Here is a 19,340-nt window from a genome sequence, read left to right on the forward strand (position 1 = left end):
TCAGGTCCTTCCAGAACCGATCGATTCCCACCACGGGTCGGGATCGACGGGTTTGCCTTTTCTTCTGAACTCAACATAGAGCGTCGGGTTCTCGTTTTCAGCAGCCGCCGCCGAAACACTTGCGAGATGAACCCTGCCCATCGTGCCTACCGGTTCCCCGGCGAGGACAAATTGTCCCTGATCCACATCGATGCGCTCCATCCCGGCCAGCACCACATGATAGTCGTCTCCGACATTCAGGATCAAGAGTTGACCGTACGAGCGAAACGGTCCCGCATACAGGACCCATCCGTCCGACGGAGCGGTCACCCAGGCACCCGGTTCGGCTTCGATCGTGTCGCCCTGCGCCTTGCCGCCAAGTCCGTCATTATCGCCAAATGCGGTAATTGTGCGGCCTCCGACCGGCTGCGCCAGCTTGCCGCGCAACTCCGAAAAAGCATAGGCGGGCGCGATGCGCGCCGCGGAAAGGTCTTGGTTTTCAGCGCGTTCGCGGCCTTCTTCCAGCCGGCGCTGTGCCTCCTGTCGCGCCGCGTCGGCGGCCTCGCGGGCCGACTGGATTTCCTTTTCGATCGACGCGATCAGATCCTGCAGCGTGGAGGCCTGCGCCGCGAGTTCGGCGGCTCGCTTGCGCTCCGCCGCCAGATCCTCGGCCCGGCGATCCTCGATCGCCTTCTTTTCCTCAAGCAAAAGTGAAAGCCTGGCCTGCTCTTCTTTCTGTTCGACGAGGGTGCCGCGCAGTTCTTCGCGCTCGGCATTGAAGGTCGCGGTCAGGCGGCCGAGTTCCTTCAGGTCGGCGATGAGGACGAGGGTCTCGTCGCGCATGTCGGGGACGACCGCGCTCAGCAGGATCGAACTGCGCACCGAGGATAAAGCATCTTCCGGCGTTACGAGAATGGCCGGGGGCGGGTTGAGCCCCATGCGCTGAAGCGCGCCGAGCACTTCGGCGAGAAGTGCCTTGCGCTCGCGCAGGCTGGCGCGGACGGCATCGGCCTCGCGTCCGGTGGCGACCAGCCGTTCCTCGAGATCGAAGACGTCCGCCGCGAGTTTCTTCTCTGTTTTCGCCGCCTGGATGATGGCGGTGTTGAGCGAGGCGCGGTCCTTGCGGATGCGCGCGACCTCCTGCTCCAGTTCCTCGCTGCGCTTTGCGGAAACGGCGTGTTCGCGGAGAATGTCGGCGAGTTCGCCGGCGTTTTGCTCCAGGCTCATCGCCAGGGCGTCCGGATCCTGCTGCTGCGCGACCGCCGGCGTTCCGGCGAGACCGGCGACCAGCAGGCAAACAAGGCGGGGCGGAAGGCGCATCAGGCGTCGTTTCGACGAATCATTGGCGGTGTGAACACGAGTCTATCGCGGGACAGCGGCAATGGAACCGGCAAGTTCGGCCAGAACATGGCGGCAGGCGTCAATCGCGATGATAGGGATGCCCGGACAGGATGGTCACGGCGCGATAGAGCTGTTCGGCGAGCATGATGCGGGCGAGTTGGTGCGGCCAGGTCTGGTTGCCGAAGGAGAGAACGAGATCGGCCCGATCGCGCAGCGCGGGGTCATGGCCGTCCGGGCCGCCGATGGCGAAGATCGCACGCGATATGCCGGTGTCGCGATAATCCGCGAGCCGGTCGGCGAATTTCCGCGACGCGAGCGATTTGCCGCGTTCGTCGAGAAGGATCAGGACTGTCGAGGGTTCGCGCGCCATGGCGGCGCATTTGGCGCTTTCTTCGGATTTTCGCAGCGCGTCGGTTCGGGCACGGCTTTCGGGGATCTCCGTCAAGCCGTCAAAATCGAGGCCCAGCGCCTTTCCGGCCTTTGCAAGCCGGTCAGTGTAACGCGACACAAGCTCAGCGTCGGGGCCGGGTTTCATGCGGCCCACCGCAAAAATCGTCAATCGCATCGCGCCTCAGGTGCTGTTGGAAATGCCCGGTTCCCTAATGAAGGGTGTCGGCCGCTTCCTCAGGCTCCTGCCACATCTTCTCAAGCGCATAGAAGTCGCGGACTTCCGGACGGAAGACATGCACGATCACGTCGCCGGCGTCGATCAGAACCCAGTCCGCAGCGGACAGGCCCTCTACCTTCGCGGTTCCATGACCCGCTTCCTTCAATGCACGCAGCAAATGGTCCGCCACCGCGCCGACATGGCGATGGGAACGGCCCGACGCGATTACCATGTAATCGGCCATCGCGGATTTGCCCTGTATGTTGATGGAAACGATGTCCTCGGCCTTGGAGTCGTCGAGACTTTCCATGACCAGTTCAAGAACCCGATTCGCAGCGTCGGTTTCGCCGATATCGGGGGTAGAAGGCGCGAGGTCGGCCTTCTTCAACGTCGTTGTTCTCAAGTGCTTCCTTTCAATTCGGAACAAACGAGGGGAAAGATGATTCGCCTTTCCCACTCCAAAGATAGGCACGAGGCGGTAACAGATTCAAGACAGATGCGTTCAAGCCTTCTTGCGGGCCGATACCTCGCCGTTGCGAATCGCGGTCGAAGACACCGGAGAACGCGGGCCGTGCAGGAAAGTCCATGCGGGCGCGGGGAGGGTCGAAAGCAGCGCGGCGTCGGATTCGTCGATGCGGGCATAGGCGAAGGATTTCGCCATTTTCGAGGAGAGGTAGGACAGGGTCGAGCCGGGCCTGTCGACCACCGCGATCGGGAAGGTGAGCGCGATGTCCTGCCAGTTCTGCCAGCGGTGGAAGCTAGCGAGATTATCGGCGCCCATCACCCAGATGAAACGGACGCGCGGATTGTAACGCCGAACGAGCGCCAGCGTGTCGGCGGTGAACCGCACCTGGTGGCTGGCCTCGAATGCGGTGACCTTGACCCTCGGGTCGCCATTGATTTTCTCGGACCAGGCGATGCGCTCGGCGAGCGGCGGCAATTCGGTCGTGTCCTTCAGCGGGTTGCCGGGCGTCACGATCCACCAGAGCTGATCGAGCCTGAGGCGGCGGATAGCTGTTTCCGTGACGAGCAGGTGTCCTTCATGCGGCGGATTGAAGGATCCGCCGAACAGCCCGACCGTCATGCCGGGTTCCACATGCGGCATGCGCAGATGGTGTCGGGCGACGCCCGGAAAAAGTTCCGCGGTGTCGCTCATGGTTCTGCTCAGGGGCGGATCTGGCCGGTGCCGCGCACCCGGTATTTGAAGGATGTCAACTGCTCGACGCCGACGGGCCCGCGCGCATGCATCTTGCCCGTCGCAATGCCGATCTCCGCGCCCATGCCGAATTCTCCGCCATCGGCGAATTGCGTCGATGCGTTGTGCAGGAGGATGGCGCTGTCGATCTCGTTGAAGAACTTCTCGACGACCGCGGCGTCCTCGGCGATCACCGCCTCGGTATGGTTCGACGAATAGGTGGCGATATGGTCGATCGCACCCTCGATGCCGTCGACCAGCGCGACCGAGATCAGCGGGCCGAGATATTCGGTCAGCCAGTCGGCCTCCGTCGCGCGTTCTGCTTTCGGCCACATGGCGCAGACATCCGCGTCGCCGCGAATGGCGCAGCCGGCGTCATCGAGGGCGTCGAGGATCGGCACGAGATGGGTTTCGGCCACCGCGCGATCGACCAGAAGGGTCTCGGCGGCGCCGCAGATGCCGGTGCGGCGCATCTTGGCGTTGACGGCGATGGCGCGCGCCATGTCGAGATCGGCCGATTTATCGACATAGATGTGACAAAGCCCCTCGAGATGGGCGAAGACCGGGACACGAGCGTCCGACTGGACACGTTCGACCAGGCTGCGGCCGCCGCGCGGGACGATCACGTCGATCGTGCCGTCCAGCCCGGTCAGCAACTCGCCGACGGCGGCGCGGTCGGTGACCGGAACGAGCTGGATGGCATCGGCGGGCAGGCCGGCTGTTTCCAGCCCCTCGGCCAGGCAGGCATGGATGGCGCGCGAGGAGTTGGCGGAATCGGAGCCGCCGCGCAGGATGACGGCATTGCCGGCCTTGAGGCACAGCGCGCCGGCATCGGCCGTCACATTGGGACGGCTCTCATAGATGACGCTGATGACGCCGAGCGGCGTGCGCACGCGCTCGATCTGCAGCCCGTTGGGACGGTCCCAGGCGGCGATGATCGCGCCGACCGGATCGGTCAGGCCGGCGATGGCGCGTATCCCGTCGGCCATGGCCTGCACGCGATCCTTCGTCAGCTTCAGGCGGTCCCGGAACGCGTCGGTCAGGTCGGACGTTTCCGCGCGCTCCATGTCGATGGCATTGGCGGCGAGAATGTCGTCGCAGCCGGCCTCGATCGCGTCGGCCATTGCCGCAAGCGCGGCGTCCTTTTGCGCGGTGCTGGCGATCGCCAGTGGCCGGCTCGCAGCACGGGCGCGCGCGCCCATGTCCGCCATGAGGGCGGGAATGTCCTGCGAGTTGATTTCGGCCCTGGTGAGCATCGGTCCTGTTCCTGTTATTGCGAGCGGATTGTTTAGCGCTCAATGCGGCGAAGGGCAATGAGGGTGGATCGCGGCGATGTTCGCCGCGGTCAGACCTTAACCACCATGTCGTCGCGGTGGATCATGGCGGCGCGGGGAGCATGGCCGAGAATGGCCTCGATTTCCGGCGTCTTGTGGCCGGCGATCAGGCCGGCCTCGTCGGCATCGTAACCCGCGAGGCCGCGCGCGACTTCCTCGCGGGAGCCCTCCAGCACGACGGCGAGCGTGTCGCCGCGCTGGAACGCGCCCTCGACACCGCGCACCCCGGCCGGGAGCAGGCTCTTGCCCGAGCGCAGCGCGCGCGCCGCGCCTTCGTCGACGATGAGCCTGCCCTGCGGCTCCAACTGGCCGGCGATCCAGCTTTTCCAGGCGGAGACGGGCGCGGTCGATGCGTGGAACAGGGAACAGGCCGCGCCGCCGTCGAGCGCCGAGAGCGGATTGTCCACCGCGCCTTTCGTGATGATCATCGCTGTGCCGGCCTGGGTGGCGATCTTTCCGGCCTCGACCTTGGTGCGCATGCCGCCGCGCGACAGTTCGGACGCGGCCTCGCCGGCCATGGCCTCGATCTCCGGCGTGATCGCCTCGATTTCGGCGAGGTGGCGGGCATCGGGATCGAGAGCGGGCGAAGCGGTGTAGAGCCCGTCGACATCGGACAGGATGATCAGGAGATCGGCATTCATCATGGTCGCGACGCGCGCGGCGAGGCGGTCATTGTCGCCGTAGCGGATCTCGTTGGTCGCGACGGTGTCGTTCTCGTTGATGACCGGGACCGCGCCCATGCGCAGAAGCGCGCCGATGGTGGCGCGGGCGTTGAGGTAGCGGCGGCGCGATTCCGTGTCGTCGATGGTGACGAGAACCTGTCCGGTCGTGATGCCTTCTTCGTCGAGCGCCTCGTCCCAGGCGCGCGCAAGCGCGATCTGCCCGACCGCGGCCGCGGCCTGGTTTTCTTCCAGTTTCAGGGAACCGGAGCGCATGTCGAGAACGGTTCGGCCCATGGCGACCGCGCCGGAGGAGACGACGAGGATCTCGTGACCGTCACGGCGCAGCGCCGCGATGTCGCGGGCGAGGCTGTTCAGCCAGGCGCGTTTCAGGCCGGCCTTGCGGTCGACGAGAAGCGCGGACCCGATCTTGACGACGATGCGCCGGTAGGAAGCGAGACGACCCTGCATCGCATCACGCCTGCCAGCGCGGATCGGGCTCCGACTGCTCCTCGGGCTTCCGTTCTTCCTCGATATGGGTCATCAGGGCGCGCAGCACCTCGTCGAGGCCGTCGCGGCTGACGGAGGAGAAGGGCAGGGGCTCCTTCTTCGCGGCTTTCTTCAGCTGTTTCGTCTTGTCGGCGATCGTCGCCGCGTCGACCGTGTCGATCTGCGACAGCGCGAGGATTTCCGGTTTCTCCGTCAATCCGTGGCCATAGGCCTCGAGTTCCTTGCGGACAGTCCTGTAAGCGGCCGCCGGATCTTCCTCCAGCGCAGAAACGAGATGCAGCATGACATTGGTGCGCTCGACATGGCCGAGGAAACGGTCGCCGATACCGACGCCCTCATGCGCGCCCTCGATCAGGCCGGGGATATCGGCGAGCACGAATTCGCGCGCATCGATGCGTACCACGCCGAGATTGGGATGCAGCGTCGTGAACGGGTAATCGGCGATCTTCGGCTTGGCGGCCGTGACGCTCGCCAGCAGCGTGGACTTGCCGGCATTGGGCAGCCCGACGAGGCCGGCATCGGCGATCAGCTTCAGGCGCAGCCAGATGGTGCGTTCCTGTCCTTCGAGACCGGGGTTGGCGCGGCGCGGCGCCTGGTTGGTCGAGGATTTGAAATGGGCGTTGCCGAAGCCGCCATTGCCTCCCTTTGCGAGCAGGAAGCGCTGGCCCTCCTCGGTCAGGTCGCAGATCAGGGTTTCGTTGTCTTCCTCGTAGATCTGGGTGCCGACGGGCACTTTCAGCGTCACATCCGCGCCTTTCGCGCCGGTGCGGTTGCGGCCCATGCCGTGCACGCCGATCTTCGCCTTGAAATGCTGCTGGTAGCGGTAGTCGATCAGCGTGTTCAGACCCTCGACCGCCTCGGCCCAGACGTCGCCGCCACGCCCGCCGTCGCCGCCGTCGGGACCGCCGAACTCGATATATTTTTCGCGGCGAAACGAGACCGAGCCGGCACCGCCGTCGCCCGACCGGATGTAAACTTTCGCCTGATCGAGGAATTTCATGGTTTTGTTATCTGCCTGGTACAAGTTTGCGATGCTCTATCGCATAGACGCGCTCCGCGCGACAATGAATTCGGGGATTCCTGCATGGCCTTCACGGTAGCCACCTACAACATACAGTTCGGCATCGGACTGGACGGCGCCTACGATCTGGAGCGTATCGTCGATGCCGTGAAGGACGCCGACATCATCGCGCTGCAGGAAGTGACGCGCGGCTTCATCCGCAATGAGGGCCGCGACATGGTCGCCGAGATCCAGGCGCTCATGCCCGACCGGTTCGCCGTCCACCACATGCCGGCCGATGTCGATTGCGGCAGCGCCGTCGAGGACGGCGTGGCGGTAAACCGGCGGTTCCAGTTCGGCAACATGATCCTGTCGCGTTGGCCGATCCTCTCCGCACGCGGCCACCTTCTGCCGCGCTCGATGCGCACCGCCTCGCTGAATTTGCAGCGCGGCGCGCTGGAAGCGCTGATCGCGACGCCTTCCGGTCCCTTCCGTTTCTATTCCGTCCATCTCGATCACATCGATCCGCAGGAGAGGCTGAACCAGATCGCCGCCCTGAAGGAAATCGCCTTCGCCGTTCCCCATACCGGCATGGCCGTCACCGGGCTAAGCGAATACGGTTTTCCGGAACTGCCGCATGCCGAGGATTTCGTCCTGCTCGGCGATTTCAACATGGAGCCGGATCTCGCCGAATACCGCGACATGCTCTCCGAAACGGGGCCGCTCGTCGATGTGACGGCGACCGATTCCGGCTGGAGCTGGGTCGACCCCGACGATCGCGAGCGGGTCAAGCGCCTCGATTACGGGTTTGCCACCCAGGGCTTCGCCGACCACGTGACGAAGGCGCATGTGGATCAGAGCGCGGAAGGCTCCGACCACATGCCCGTCTGGATCCATCTCGGCGCGTAAAGGCCGGGCCTATGCCTGTTTGCGGGCCAGCCAGTCGGCGCGATCGAGCGTGTAGCGTTCGACCGGTACGCGGCCGGCAGTGAGACTGTCGATCTCGTCGAGCCCGACGAAGGAAAAGCCGCATTTGGCGATCACGTTGCGCGAACCCGGATTGACCGTGCGACACACCGCATGGATGCGTTCGGCGTCGGTCGAGCGGAACGCCTGATCGACGAGGGCATTTGCGGCCTCGGTCGCGTAACCATGGCCCCAATAGGCCTCGCCAAGCCAGAAGCCGACTTCGAAGCCGCCGCTGCGATCGCGAATCTCGAGGCCGGCAAAGCCGATGAGGTGGCCGGTATCGGCCAGCGTGATGGCGTAGATATAGCCCTCATGCTCCCCGGTGAGGCAACCCTCCAGGAACACTTCCGCATCGCTCTCGCGATAGGGATAGGGCATGCGCGACGTCATTTCCGCGATCTGCCGATTGTTGGCGATCGCGGCCAGGTCCTCGACGTCGTCACGGTGCGGCGGTCGCAGCACGAGACGCGTCGTCACGAGAACGGGCGTATCGTAGCTCAGGTCCGGAAGATCGGGACCGTAAAGCTGCTGTGCTGGCTGGATCATCGTTTCGTTGCCTTGAATCGAGAAGGGGAGATGGTGGCGTCCCATCTCCCCTTGTATCGCGGCTTTCGCCAAATCCGGGTCATGAGACGCCGGACCATATGGTTGTCCGGCTTATTCCGCTGCGTCCTGCATGGGCATTACGGAAATATAGGTTCGGCCATTGGCCTTCGCCTTGAATTCCACCGCGCCTTCGACTTTCGCGAAGATCGTGTGATCCTTGCCAATGCCGACATTGACGCCCGGATGCCACTTCGTGCCGCGCTGGCGCACGATGATGTTGCCCGGGACGACTTTCTCGCCGCCGAATTTCTTCACGCCAAGACGTTTGGATTCGGAATCGCGACCGTTACGCGACGAACCACCGGCTTTCTTGTGTGCCATTGTCTATCTCCTGTCGCGCCAACTGCGCGAATTTCCGTTCTTATGGTGGCTACGGGGCGTTTTTACAACCCCGGCCGGCTATCACTTCGCGATCAGGGCCTTGGCCTGCTCCTGCCAGTCGCGGATCTGATCCGCGCTGAAGGGCATGTTCTCGTCCACCGTCGCGATGTCCGCTTCGCTGAGAGCGGCAATCTGCGCGTAGGTGGTGATGCCCTGCTCGTTGAGCTGGCTTTCGGCAACCGGGCCGATGCCCTTGATCTTGGTCAGCTTGTCGGCCTCGCCTTCCGGCGCGGTGAACAGCGACGCGGCAGCGGCCGGAGCCGCCTTTTCTTCCTTGGCGGCGGGCTTCGGTGCTTCCGCCTTCGGCGCGGGTGCTGCCTCGGCCTTTTTCGGCGCGGCCTTCTTGGACGGCTTGGCGCCACCGGTCAGGATCTCGGCGATGCGCACGGTCGTCAGGTGCTGGCGATGGCCGCGGGTGCGCTTGGAGTTCTGGCGGCGGCGCTTCTTGAAGGCGATGACCTTGCGCGCACGGCCCTGCGAGACAACCTCGGCGGTGACCAGGGCGCCTTCGACGAAGGGCGCGCCAAACGTCGCATCGGCGCCTTCGCCGACCATGAGAACTTCGTTGAACTCCACCATGTCGCCGGTCTCGCCGTCGAGCAGTTCGATCTGGAGCGTGTCTTCGGTAGCAACGCGGTACTGCTTGCCACCGGTCTTGATGACTGCGAACATTTTTTTTCCTTCAGTGTTCGGTCCGGCTCTTGCCACTCGCCGCTGGTGCGGTCCGGGCAGGCCGTCTTTTTGGTCAGTCGTGACGGTTTCGGTTCGGTTTCATGCCCGGTCATTGCCGGACACAAACAAAGCGGCGCGGATTTCCCGCGCCAGCGGCACCCCTATGATGCGGGTGCGGTGAAAAGTCAAGCTTTTCGACAGCGAAGGCTTGTCTTCGCCGCCATTGAGGGCTATGGACCGGCCCGCTCATCGAAGCGGTCACGGAGAGGTGGCTGAGTGGTCGAAAGCGCCGCACTCGAAATGCGGTATAGGGGTGACTCTATCGTGGGTTCGAATCCCACCCTCTCCGCCATAGACCAGGACCGAATGCCGGCTTCTCTTGGGAGCCGGGGCGAAAGTGCCAATTTCTCGACAGATTGCTCGGATGTGAGTCGCAGCCGGGCCGCATCCTAAAGCAGTTCGGCGACGGATCTGACCGACAGGATGGAGGCGATTTCCTCGGCGCGAAGCTGGCGGTTCGTTTCGGCCTCGATCGTGAGCACGATCGACATATGGGCCAGGCTGTCCCACGCCGGCAGGGTTTCCATCGTGTCGTCGATCGATACGTGACCGCCCTCGATCTTGAGGGCTTTCGCGACGATTTCGCAGGCGCGGTCGTCAGGCGTCATCGTTTTTCTCCGCCCAGGGACCGGCCATCCATTTGTCCTTGAAGATCTCGAAATTCAGGAAATCAACGACCTCGCCTGTCTGCGGGTTCTGGTTGCTGCGGTGCCAGCTCCCGACATGGTCGTATCCCAGCCGCCGGTAGTTGAATATGGATGCGGTGTTGCGCGCCTCGACGACACCGTAGAAACGCTCGACGTCGGAACAGGAAAAGAAGTGGTTCATGAGCTTGGCGCGTACCTCCAGGACGACCCCCTTGCCCCACCATTCGCGATCCCCGATGGCGACGGAATTGAAGGCCGACCGGTATCCGCGCATCTTGACCTTGTGAAAGCCGATGGATCGGCCGCCCGATTTGGGCGTGATCGAGAACGCGAACTTGGTGCGGTTGTCCGGAAGGGACATGGTTCTCGCCCATTTCCACGCGGAGCGCGGTTTTGAAGTCTGGAACAGGCCCGCGAGGATTTCCGGGTCGCGGCGTATCTCGCGGGTTTCGATCATGAACCGTATCGGGCCCATCGGCTCGAGGATGAACCGTTCCGTTTCGAGCGGCCGGGCGAGCTTGCTTCTGGTTGTCATGAAGAACGCGCTCACGTTTCGCCGGCGACGAGGTTTCGCACATCGGCCCGCACGATCTTGCCGCGATCGTTGCGCGGGATGGCGTCGAGCCTGTAGAGGCGGGACGGCACCGCGTCGGCGCGGGCCTGCGTCCTGCACCAGGCCTTGATTGCCTCCGCATCGAAGTCCGATCCCGGTTTGAGCACGACCGCGGCCGCAACGGCCTCTCCCGCGACCGGGTCCGGGATGCCGAAGGCGCAGGCCTCCGCAATATCCGCATGGCGTTCGAGCATCATGTCGACCTCCTCGGCCTGCACCTTGATGCCGCCGCGATTGATCTCCGATTTAATCCGGCCGGCCAGCACAAGATGGCCCTCGTCGTCGATTTCGCCCGTATCGCCGGTACGGAACCAGCCGTCGCAAAAGGCCTCCGTCTGCAGATCGGGGCGCTGCCAGTAGCCCAGCATGATCGACGGCGTCTGCACCAGGACCTCGCCGCGTCCCTGGCCGGAAATACGGCCGTTTGCGTCGCGCACGGCGAGTGCGCCGCCCCATATCGGTCCGACATAGCCGTCGCATGCCCGGTCGTCACGCAGCGAGCCGCCACCGATCCAGTTCGCGGTCTCGGTCATGCCGAACATGTTGAAGACATTGTCGGTGCCGCCCCATTTCGCGATATCCCGCCACTGGCCGATCGAAAGCGGGGCCGAGCCGACATGGATCCTGGTCATGGGTATGGATGGCGAGTCGGAAACGCGCAGGGCGATCTTCCAGAAAGACGGAACGGAACTCATGAAGCCGATCCGGCGTGCCTCGATGACAGAGGAGAGTCCGCGCATTTCCGACATGTCCGGAACCGTCCATATGTGGACATGCCCGCCGGCGAAAAGCGGCGTCAGGCAATTGCCGATGAGCCCGTGGCCGAAGAACACCGGCAGCACGCACAGGACCTGGCTCAACGCGTCGCACCCGATCTCCACGATGTTCAGGGAAATCCGGGCCAGCAGGCTGCGCCGTGAATGGACGATGCCTTTCGGACGGCCCGTGGTGCCCGATGTCATCAGGATCAGAGCCGGTTCGTCCAGTCCCAAAGGCAGGACTGCGGATGAACTGTCCGGGTCCGGTCGCGGCATGTCGCAACGGCGTTCGCCGATCCAGTGCCTCGCGCCGGTGGCTTCGATGACATTTTCCTGTTCCGCGCCGGTCAGCGCCGAATTGACGCCGACGGCGACGAAGCCGGCTTCCCAGCACGCGAAAAGCGCGATCAGGAAATCGATGCCGTCGGACTCCGAAACGACAATGCGCGCCCCGTGATCGAGGCCGAGCGCCGACAACTCGACAGCGCCCTTCCGCGCCGCTCGCCCGATATCGGACGCCGACATCTCGCTGCCGGTCCGTACATCGGAAATCCGGGCGGAAACGGGCAGCATCGACAGGACGGAAGCGGTTTCGGAACTCATTGTCTTTGTCTTGCGGTCCTGTTTTGCGTGACTGTATAGCTGAACCGGGATCGAAAATGAACTTGGCCGGATGGCCGGCTAACGCAGCTAACGGCTCATCGTTCTCTGTATCCAGCGAAAAGCATGCCTGCGCAGTCGCGACATGCGCGAATACGGGGCCTCGATGACGACCTGCGCGGTAATCATATCCATGCCGAGCGACGCGAGCGGGCCAAAGGTAAAACGGCTCGCCAGTTCCGCCGCGGCCGTCTCATCGAACATTTCCGCGATCAGGCGAAGGCAAAGGGCCGTTTCGACGCTCAGATGCAGGTCGGCGGCCAATTGCGGCAGTTTATCCCGGTCATTGGTGTCGAGTTTTCTGAAAGCCTGCAGCACATCGACCAGGAAGCGTATCTGGTGGAGTTTGTGGCCGAGCGTTCCATGGACGACGGCCAGAAAGAACAGGCACAACGGCGCTTCCGGGTCGTCAGCGTCGATCCGCATCAGATCGTCAAAGGAAAAGCTCACGCGCCGGCGCAGCCCCTCGTAATGAACGAGGTTTCCATGGACTTCGATCAGCAATGCCGGAACGTCTTCATGCAGCCATTTTTCTTCCTGGTTGGCGACGGTGTTGTCGAATGCCGCCCGCTTGTGCAGCCGGAAACCGCGATCCGTCAGGAACCCGGCGAACGCTTCGCGCGCGTCCGGTGAAACGAGAATGTCGATGTCGGTGAAGGGGCGGTCGCCGGGGACCGGATAGAGACGCGTCGCAAAGCTCCGGCCTTTCACCATCGTCGCGGCGATGCCGTTTTCGCGGATGAAAGCGGAGACATCGTTCGCCAGACCGCGCAGGCGCAGGGTCAGCGCGATGGTCGCTTCGACTTCGCGTTTGAGGTCGGAGACGATCTCCGGATCGCATATTCCGGCCAGTTTGCGCAGCACGACCGGCCCGACATTGTGATCGCTCGCCATCTGCGCGATCCGGGGAAGGTGCCCGGAAGGCACGTTCGGGACCGGCGCTTCGGGATCCGCCAGCCGGCATAGCAGCGCTTCAGTTTGCCTTGACGTCACGGCGCTGCCGATCCTCCGCGATCGCTGTTTCGACCGCCGGTGCGATCGTGCTCAGGTCCGATCCGGCGCACAGCCTGAAGGTGGGGAGCGTCCTGGTGATGGCGGCCAGCAGGCTGAACTGCCTGATTTCGCCCTCGACCAGACCGGTCTTGCCTATCCGCATATTGTCGGCCGCGAGCGCCGCGAGGGTTTCGGTCGCGGCGAGCGCGAGCACGTCGCTCTCCGTGCGTCCGCTCCGCTCCAGTTTGAACAGGCCGGCGACCGGTCGCCGCCCGGTGGGTTCGATGCGAATCCGGTCCGCGATATCCGCCTGCAGGAGGCGGCGCTCGTCTTCGTCGCTCCAATCGCCCGAAAGCCGGGGCGCCACCCAATCCAGCATCTCCGCGGTCTTCCGGTGGACCTTCAGATTGCGCGGCAACCCCCAGGCGGTCACGCCATCGGCATCGACCCGGAAAACCATCACATCGTCCGAGCACAGGCCGAACCCCGCGTCGCAGAGCGCCAGGGTGGTGGTGGTCTTCCCCGAGCCGCTTTGGCCGAAAATGACGACGAGATCATCGCTGCCCGGCATCGTGACGCCAGCGGAATGCAGCAGGAATTGCCCGGTGGCGTTGGCCGCCGCGTGCAGAACAAGCATGGCAACCGACTGGCCCGCGCTTATTTCGCAGCCGGGCGCAACCGTGATCGACGCGTGGCGCTTGTCGGCGGCCAGTATGAGTGTCACGCGGTCGGGGAATTGCAGGTACTGCGTTCCATCATGTGAAGTGAACCGGCAGTCGCCTTCGTCGAAAACCGGTCCCGCATAGATCAAGGTTGCACCATCCGGCGCGGATTCGGGTTCGCCTTCACGGATCGTCAACGTGAATGCGGCGCTGTCGGCGGCAGCGATCGCTTCGTCGCTGAAAATGCGCGAAAACGAGTTCATCTGCAGCGCGTTTTGCGCATCGACCCGCAAGGCGCCGGCATGAAGATCGAACCAGCGAGTGATCATTGTCCTTCGGTCGCTCCGGTCTGCGAGGGATGCACGTATATCGTGACCTGGCCATCCATACGGTTGTTGATCACTTCCTCGCCATCGATCGATACCCAGCAATGCGCGGAGATCCGGGGCGAACCGATCGACACCTCGTCCACCGCGAAATGAAGCTGTGGCCGATAGCCGGCCCTGCGGAGGTATTCATAGCCGACCAGCCCGGCCCGCAGGCAGCGCCGATCGCGCATCAGGATCGGGTTGCGAACCGCCTTGCGGACAAACCGCGCGATGTCGGGTACCGGCAGATGCGGAACGTCGCCCTGGTTGCCGTTCTCGGCAAGTCTCAATATTTCGGAGAAGCTTTTTCCGCGAATGCGGAAGGGGAGGAATCGCGCCGCGATCCAGATATCGAGCAGGAGGCGCCATCGCTGCCAATGGCCGATTGCAGGCATGACCGTGCCCATCACTCTGCGCTAACGATGATTCCCTCGGATTCCAGTTCGGCGGCAAGCTCATTCAGGTCGCCGATCAGCGTTTCGAGCGCGACGTCGTACTCGCTCTCCATCAGCCGGGCGATCTCGTCGATCGAGCGCTGCCCGTCGACATTCCTCAGAAATGCTTCCGACGTGTCGTTGCATGAATAGAGCTGCCCGCTGTCGCCAAGGAGAATGACAGCGCCGTCGCCGACGGTTTCAAAGGAGGCGATTGGCGAAAGCGCGTAAACCTTGGACGCTGACATGAACTCTCACACCTGTCGGAAGTGTTTTTTCTGAAACGATCACAGAGCCGAAGCCGGCCGGATTTCGTCAGCCATTTCCGGAGGAAACTTGTGCGGTAACGGCCGACAGGACGCCGGATTTCGTGACCGCGGGTTTTTCGTATTTCTTTTTCGTCATTTTTTCTGTCCGATCCAGAACGGTAAGCGGCTTACGGTGACGAAAAGGAGTCGATCTCGAATAGTCGACTCTTCCTAATTTTAACGCGTGGAGCCGCCCGCCACAATCGCGGTCAGCGCCTGCTTTTTCAGGAGGACGGGTTTCGTATAGGTTTTCTTGGCTGACATCTGTTTCCCTTCCTTTTCCTGGTTTATGGATCGACGCGCTGAATTCCAGCGAGGACGATGGGAAGGTATTCTATTTCTCAGGTGATCCGGTCGCAACAACGCTGGCTAGCGTCGACTGCTTGACCAGCGTCGGCTTCACATAAATTCGTTTCGCTTGGCTCTTCATAAAATTCTTCCTTCTTACCGGAATTGGCCTGTCAGATCCGCAGCTTATCGCAACTCGCAGCGCTCCGCAAAGGGGCGGCGAATTGAAAGCCTAAGCGAAACGGGCGGTAAACTTTCTAGGCGGGATTGGAGTTGCGTGCGACAACGGTTGAAAGCTTTTCCTGCTTCACAAGCGCCGGTTTCACATAAATCCGCTTCGATCGGGTATCCATCGTTCTCTCCATATTCAGGAAATCTTGCTCTGGCGGGAATATCCCAGCCACAAATGCCGGACGTCAAGCGAAAATGGGGCGTGTCAGCCCCGAAGGCTCATACCCCGGTTGACGGTGCGGCAACCACTTTCGAGATCAGTGTTCTCTTTGCGATTGCAGGCTTGCGATATTCTTTCTTTTTCGTCATCAGTTTCGTTCCACTTATGTCAGAAATCGCTGATTTTCGTACATTCTAGCTGAACGAACGCCGATCGCAAACCCTTGGGCGATCTGAACTTGGCGGTCTCCGAGTGCCGGTCTTGGCCTTGCGGATACGGAACTGAACTTCCGATGAAAACTGACCTTACTTCACGATCATTGTTGGAGAGGGCGTCACGTGCCCTCTCGGATGTCGAATGGGTAATTCGCGCCGCGACAGCGCGTTTCAGCCAAGCGTCGGCATAGTGAACTGCGCGTCGTCGCGTATGCCGCCCGGCCACCGCGTGGTGGTCGTCTTGATGCGGGTGTAGAAGCGCACGCCCTCCATGCCGTGCATCGCGTGGTCGCCGAAGATCGAGGCCTTCCAGCCGCCGAAGGAGTGGAACGCCATCGGAACCGGGATCGGCACGTTGATGCCGACCATGCCGACCTCGATATCCTGCGAAAAGGCGCGCGCCGTGTCGCCGTCGCGGGTGAAGACCGCCGTGCCGTTGGCGTATTCATGGCAGTGGATCAGATCGACCGCTTCCTGGTAGGAATTGCGGCGTACAACCGACAGCACCGGGCCGAAGATCTCGTCGCGATAGATCGACATGTCGGGGGTGACATGGTCGAACAGCGTGCCGCCGACATAGTAGCCGTTCTCGTAGCCCTGCATTGGCTGTTTGAACTCGCGTCCATCGACGACCAGCTTCGCGCCCTCCTTTTCGCCCGCGTCGATATAGCCGAGGATTTTCTCCCGTGCCTGTTGCGTGACGACCGGACCCATCTCGGAGGACCGGTCGGCGGCCGGACCGATCTTCAGCGCCTGGATCTTCGGCACCAGCCGCTCGATCAGCGCGTCGGCGACGGCGTCGGTGACCGGAACCGCCACCGATATGGCCATGCAGCGCTCGCCGGCAGAGCCGAAGGCCGCGCCCATGAGTGCGTTGGCCGCCATGTCGAGATCAGCGTCGGGCATCACGATCATGTGGTTCTTGGCGCCGCCCAGCGCCTGAACGCGCTTGCCGTTGGTCACGCCGGTGACGTGGATGTATTTCGCGATCGGGGTCGATCCGACAAAGGAGATGGCCTTGACGTCCGGATGATGCAGCAGCGCGTCAACGGCCACCTTGTCGCCCTGGACGACATTGAACACACCCTCCGGCAGGCCAGCCTCGGTCAGCCATTCGGCGATCAGCAGCGAGGGGGACGGGTCGCGCTCCGAAGGCTTGAGAATGAAGGTGTTGCCGCAGGCGAGCGCGACGGGAAACATCCACATCGGCACCATGGCCGGGAAGTTGAACGGCGTGATGCCGGCGACAACGCCGAGCGATTGACGGATCGAGTGGGTATCGACACCGGTGCCGACGCTTTCGGAGAATTCGCCCTTGAGATGGGTCGGCGCGCCGATCGCGAACTCGACGACCTCGAGGCCGCGCGTCACTTCGCCGAGCGCGTCGTCATGGGTCTTGCCGTGTTCGGCGGAAATCGCTTCGGCGAGCTGGTCCGCGCGCTCCCACAGGATGGTCTTGAACTTGTCGAGTATGCGGGCGCGGCGCAGCGACGGCGTCTTCGACCATGCCGGCCAGGCTGCCTTTGCGGCGGCGACCGCATCGTTGACGTCCTTTTCTGTGGCGAGAATCACCTCTTTCTCCGCTTCGCCAGTGGCGGGGTTGAAGACCGGCTGGGTACGGTCGGCGGTGCCTCTGGCCGGCGATCCGGCGATGTAATGGGTAATCGTCGTCATGGAAGTGTCCTCCTTGGTTGGAGGCGATGTCCCATTTCGTTATTTTCATAACAATGAGATAATATTCAAAGTCGTTATGCAAAAACGCATAGGATGAAATCATGAACTGGGAAGACGGGCGATTGTTCTTGGCGGTGGCGCGGGCCGGGCAGATGCTCGGTGCCGCGAAGGCGCTGGGCATCAATCAGGCGACGCTCAGCCGGCGCATGGCGACGCTGGAGCAGCAATTGGGCGCCAATCTCCTGATCCGGCGCGCGACCGGATGCGAACTGACGGATGAGGGCGAGGCGCTGGCCGCGTCGCTCGAACGGGCGGAGGCCGAATTCCTGCAGGCGCAATCGCTGTTCGACCATTCGGGCCCGGAGGTTTCCGGCACGGTGCGCATCGGTGCGCCGGACGGTTTCGGCGTCTCGTTTCTCGCGCCGCGGCTCGCGACGCTTGCCGAGCGCCATCCGGGTCTCACGGTTCAGCTCGTGCCGGTGCCGCAGGCCTTCTCATTGTCGAAGCGCGAGGCCGATATCGCCGTCATGGTCGGCCGACCGGAGCAGGGGCGGCTGATCGCACAGAAACTGACCGACTACACGCTCGGTCTCTACGCGGCGCGCAGCTATGTCGAAAACCGCGGTCTGCCCGTGACGACCGAAGATCTTCGAACCCACCGTCTCGTCGGCTATGTCGAGGACCTGATCTATTCGGCATCGCTGAACTATGCCCCGACCTTCTGGTCCGGCTGGCGATCCCGGATCGAGATTTCGAGCGCGACCGGTCAGCTCGAAGCCGTGCGGGCCGGTGCGGGCATCGGCGTTCTGCACGACTACCTGGCGTCCGGCCACGAGGATCTCGTTGCGGTGCTCCCGGATTTGTCCGCGCAGCGATCCTACTGGATCGTCCATCACGAAAGCCTGCGCGGCCTCGCCCGCATCAAGGCCGCGACGGCATTCCTCGCCGATGCGGTGAAATCGGATGCGGGGCGGTTCGTCAGGTCGACCCGGTAATCCGGCCGGTCCTGTCACGGATATGACAAGCCGGGGGTCTATGGGACGGAAAATTCGCGACCTCGGATCCCGACATGAAACTCGTTCACATCTCCGACATCCACATCAATCCCGAACCGATCCTCGGTCTCGACCCCGTAGAGAATTTCCGGAAGTGCCTCGCGCATGTCGAAGCGCATCAGGGCGATGCCGACCGGATCGTCATCACCGGCGATCTGACACATCACGGTCGGCCGGGAAGCTATGCGATGCTTAAGAACATACTTGCCGGAAGTTCGCTGCGCGGCTCAAAGGCGCCGCGCCTTCTGATCGGCAATCACGACGACCGGGAGAATTTTACCGCTGCCTTTCCCGCTGCCGCGCGCGATGCGGACGGCTTCATCCAGTGGACCGAGGAGACCTTGGCCGGGATCTTCGTCTATTTGGACACGGTCATGCAGGGCGAGCATGGCGGATCCTTTTGCGAAGTCCGGCGCAAATGGCTGGAATCCGTGCTCGATGACGCCGCGGCGCAAGGCAAGCCGGCATGGCTCTTCATGCATCACAACCCGACGACTGTGCATGTCGCCAATGCCGACCTGATCGGCATTCGCGAGGAAGCCGAACTGAAGGCCCTGCTGGCGCGCTATCGCGACACGGTGCGCCACATGTTCTTCGGCCACTGCCATTTTACGCTGAGCGGTTCCACCGGCGGCATTCCGTTTTCGGCCCCTCGGTCGACCAACCACGCCTGCTGGCCGGATTTCTCCGGCAATGCGCACCGCATGGGCCATGGCGAATTGCAGCCGAACTACAATGTCTGCTTTCTCGAAGACGACGATGTCGTCATCCATTCGGTCGATTTCCTCGACGAGGACAAGGTGACGTGGCAGGAGACCGGCGAGGATGGCTGGATCCAGGAGCCGGACGGCGAGGCGTTCCCACGGCATTTGGGCCTGATGTAAAGCGCTTGCGCAATTCAGGTCCGGACCCCCTCCCGATTTCGGAGAGAGCCGTCATGATCAGAGAGACGGACGTATGA

General features: G+C 63.0%; 21 protein-coding genes and 1 tRNA gene. 4 read left to right on the forward strand and 18 right to left on the reverse strand.

Features of this window, described 5'->3' with window-relative positions; genetic code table 11:
• The 7 genes from ACQK2M_RS04195 to obgE all read right to left on the reverse strand — a co-directional run bounded on the left by ACQK2M_RS04195 (nucleotide 1) and on the right by obgE (nucleotide 6,625).
• Nucleotides 1–1,299, reverse strand: coding sequence for a murein hydrolase activator EnvC family protein (locus ACQK2M_RS04195; RefSeq protein WP_425416761.1), 1,299 nt, complete (start codon nucleotides 1,297–1,299; stop codon nucleotides 1–3).
• Between the two features lie 100 nt (nucleotides 1,300–1,399).
• On the reverse strand, nucleotides 1,400–1,885 hold the full coding sequence (gene rlmH, locus ACQK2M_RS04200; protein ID WP_425416762.1) for a 23S rRNA (pseudouridine(1915)-N(3))-methyltransferase RlmH: 486 nt from the start codon (nucleotides 1,883–1,885) through the stop codon (nucleotides 1,400–1,402).
• 34 nt (nucleotides 1,886–1,919) lie between these two features.
• On the reverse strand, nucleotides 1,920–2,237 hold the full coding sequence (gene rsfS, locus ACQK2M_RS04205) for a ribosome silencing factor (RefSeq protein ID WP_223477706.1): 318 nt from the start codon (nucleotides 2,235–2,237) through the stop codon (nucleotides 1,920–1,922).
• Nucleotides 2,238–2,429: 192 nt separating this feature from the next.
• Entirely contained in the window at nucleotides 2,430–3,083 is a 654-nt protein-coding gene (locus tag ACQK2M_RS04210) for a nicotinate-nucleotide adenylyltransferase (protein WP_223477403.1), read from the reverse strand.
• Nucleotides 3,084–3,091: 8 nt separating this feature from the next.
• Nucleotides 3,092–4,378, reverse strand: coding sequence for a glutamate-5-semialdehyde dehydrogenase (locus tag ACQK2M_RS04215; protein ID WP_425416763.1), 1,287 nt, complete (start codon nucleotides 4,376–4,378; stop codon nucleotides 3,092–3,094).
• 89 nt (nucleotides 4,379–4,467) lie between these two features.
• The gene (gene proB, locus ACQK2M_RS04220; protein ID WP_425416764.1) at nucleotides 4,468–5,586 is read right to left on the reverse strand and encodes a glutamate 5-kinase; all 1,119 of its coding nucleotides are present in this window, start codon (nucleotides 5,584–5,586) and stop codon (nucleotides 4,468–4,470) included.
• Between the two features lie 4 nt (nucleotides 5,587–5,590).
• Complete coding sequence (gene obgE / locus ACQK2M_RS04225) at nucleotides 5,591–6,625, reverse strand: GTPase ObgE (protein ID WP_425416765.1); 1,035 nt, start codon at nucleotides 6,623–6,625, stop codon at nucleotides 5,591–5,593.
• 84 nt (nucleotides 6,626–6,709) lie between these two features.
• Here obgE and ACQK2M_RS04230 point away from each other — a divergent pair, with 84 nt between their 5' ends.
• Nucleotides 6,710–7,534, forward strand: a complete 825-nt coding sequence (locus tag ACQK2M_RS04230; protein ID WP_425416766.1) for an endonuclease/exonuclease/phosphatase family protein — start codon at nucleotides 6,710–6,712, stop codon at nucleotides 7,532–7,534.
• A 9-nt stretch (nucleotides 7,535–7,543) separates the two neighbouring features.
• On the opposite strand, the gene ACQK2M_RS04235 is transcribed toward ACQK2M_RS04230, so the two are convergent.
• From ACQK2M_RS04235 to ACQK2M_RS04245, 3 genes are all read right to left on the reverse strand, one after another.
• Nucleotides 7,544–8,140: a GNAT family N-acetyltransferase gene (locus ACQK2M_RS04235; protein WP_223477398.1), complete on the reverse strand. Its 597-nt coding sequence runs from the start codon at nucleotides 8,138–8,140 to the stop codon at nucleotides 7,544–7,546.
• 111 nt (nucleotides 8,141–8,251) lie between these two features.
• The gene (gene rpmA, locus ACQK2M_RS04240; RefSeq protein ID WP_223477397.1) at nucleotides 8,252–8,521 is read right to left on the reverse strand and encodes a 50S ribosomal protein L27; all 270 of its coding nucleotides are present in this window, start codon (nucleotides 8,519–8,521) and stop codon (nucleotides 8,252–8,254) included.
• A gap of 81 nt (nucleotides 8,522–8,602) precedes the next feature.
• Nucleotides 8,603–9,253, reverse strand: a complete 651-nt coding sequence (locus ACQK2M_RS04245; protein ID WP_425416767.1) for a 50S ribosomal protein L21 — start codon at nucleotides 9,251–9,253, stop codon at nucleotides 8,603–8,605.
• Between the two features lie 262 nt (nucleotides 9,254–9,515).
• Here ACQK2M_RS04245 and ACQK2M_RS04250 point away from each other — a divergent pair.
• Nucleotides 9,516–9,605 (forward strand) — tRNA-Ser (locus ACQK2M_RS04250).
• A 97-nt stretch (nucleotides 9,606–9,702) separates the two neighbouring features.
• On the opposite strand, the gene ACQK2M_RS04255 is transcribed toward ACQK2M_RS04250, so the two are convergent.
• From ACQK2M_RS04255 to ACQK2M_RS04290, 8 genes are all read right to left on the reverse strand, one after another.
• Nucleotides 9,703–9,921 carry an acyl carrier protein gene (locus ACQK2M_RS04255; RefSeq protein WP_425416768.1) on the reverse strand — a complete coding sequence of 73 codons (219 nt, stop codon included), beginning with the start codon at nucleotides 9,919–9,921 and terminating at the stop codon, nucleotides 9,703–9,705.
• Nucleotides 9,911–10,495: a GNAT family N-acetyltransferase gene (locus ACQK2M_RS04260; RefSeq protein WP_425416769.1), complete on the reverse strand. Its 585-nt coding sequence runs from the start codon at nucleotides 10,493–10,495 to the stop codon at nucleotides 9,911–9,913. The genes ACQK2M_RS04255 and ACQK2M_RS04260 overlap by 11 nt, the downstream gene beginning before the upstream one ends.
• Before the next feature lie 11 nt (nucleotides 10,496–10,506).
• A complete protein-coding gene (locus tag ACQK2M_RS04265) occupies nucleotides 10,507–11,934 on the reverse strand; it encodes a class I adenylate-forming enzyme family protein (protein WP_425416770.1) in 1,428 nt (475 codons plus the stop codon).
• Between the two features lie 87 nt (nucleotides 11,935–12,021).
• Entirely contained in the window at nucleotides 12,022–12,984 is a 963-nt protein-coding gene (locus ACQK2M_RS04270; RefSeq protein WP_425416771.1) for a nucleotidyltransferase family protein, read from the reverse strand.
• Nucleotides 12,965–13,975 (reverse strand): hypothetical protein, encoded by a 1,011-nt coding sequence (locus tag ACQK2M_RS04275; RefSeq protein WP_425416772.1) that lies wholly within the window; start codon nucleotides 13,973–13,975, stop codon nucleotides 12,965–12,967. The genes ACQK2M_RS04270 and ACQK2M_RS04275 overlap by 20 nt, the downstream gene beginning before the upstream one ends.
• Nucleotides 13,972–14,409, reverse strand: coding sequence for a lasso peptide biosynthesis B2 protein (locus ACQK2M_RS04280; protein WP_425416773.1), 438 nt, complete (start codon nucleotides 14,407–14,409; stop codon nucleotides 13,972–13,974). Before ACQK2M_RS04280 ends, ACQK2M_RS04275 begins: the two co-directional genes overlap by 4 nt.
• Before the next feature lie 11 nt (nucleotides 14,410–14,420).
• Nucleotides 14,421–14,696 carry a PqqD family protein gene (locus ACQK2M_RS04285; RefSeq protein ID WP_425416774.1) on the reverse strand — a complete coding sequence of 92 codons (276 nt, stop codon included), beginning with the start codon at nucleotides 14,694–14,696 and terminating at the stop codon, nucleotides 14,421–14,423.
• Between the two features lie 1,125 nt (nucleotides 14,697–15,821).
• Complete coding sequence (locus ACQK2M_RS04290; protein WP_425416775.1) at nucleotides 15,822–17,324, reverse strand: CoA-acylating methylmalonate-semialdehyde dehydrogenase; 1,503 nt, start codon at nucleotides 17,322–17,324, stop codon at nucleotides 15,822–15,824.
• Nucleotides 17,325–17,425: 101 nt separating this feature from the next.
• Here ACQK2M_RS04290 and ACQK2M_RS04295 point away from each other — a divergent pair, with 101 nt between their 5' ends.
• Together ACQK2M_RS04295 and ACQK2M_RS04300 are read left to right on the forward strand one after the other, a co-directional pair.
• Nucleotides 17,426–18,319 (forward strand): LysR family transcriptional regulator, encoded by an 894-nt coding sequence (locus ACQK2M_RS04295; RefSeq protein ID WP_425416776.1) that lies wholly within the window; start codon nucleotides 17,426–17,428, stop codon nucleotides 18,317–18,319.
• 74 nt (nucleotides 18,320–18,393) lie between these two features.
• Nucleotides 18,394–19,263, forward strand: coding sequence for a metallophosphoesterase (locus ACQK2M_RS04300; protein WP_425416777.1), 870 nt, complete (start codon nucleotides 18,394–18,396; stop codon nucleotides 19,261–19,263).
• Nucleotides 19,264–19,340: the final 77 nt, after the last annotated feature.

The organism is Oricola indica, from assembly GCF_965227485.1.
Classification (GTDB): Bacteria; Pseudomonadota; Alphaproteobacteria; order Rhizobiales; family Rhizobiaceae; genus Oricola; species Oricola indica.